Source organism: Paraclostridium sp. MRS3W1 (assembly GCF_032465715.1).
Lineage (GTDB): Bacteria > Bacillota > Clostridia > Peptostreptococcales > Peptostreptococcaceae > Paraclostridium > Paraclostridium dentum.
In genome coordinates, this window is sequence record NZ_JAWDJM010000128.1 from 1 (window position 1) to 410 (window position 410).

At 33.4% G+C, this 410-nt stretch carries 1 protein-coding gene; it reads left to right on the plus strand.

Annotated features, from left to right (window positions below; translation table 11 throughout):
- A partial coding sequence (locus tag RWY47_RS10340; RefSeq protein ID WP_316030319.1) for a pyridoxal-dependent decarboxylase occupies positions 1-410 on the plus strand: 410 nt, incomplete at both ends.

Sequence of the window (410 nt, forward strand, 5' to 3'; positions counted from 1 at the left end):
CTAATGAATGAAGGAAATGCAAGACTTAACTTAGCAACATTCTGTCAAACATATATGGAAGATGAAGCAACAAAACTTATGGCAGAAACATTAGAAAAAAATGCAATAGATAAATCTGAATATCCACAAACAACAGAGATGGAAAACAGATGTGTAAATATGATAGCAAACTTATGGAATGCACCAAAAGAATTAAATTATATAGGGACATCAACAGTAGGATCATCAGAAGCATGTATGCTTGGTGGTATGGCAATGAAGTTTAGATGGAGAAATAGAGCGGAAAAATTAGGAATAGACACAACAAAGAGAAAACCAAACTTAGTAGTATCATCAGGATTCCAAGTTTGTTGGGAAAAATTCTGTGTATACTGGGATATAGAAATGCGTTTAGTACCAATGGATGAAGA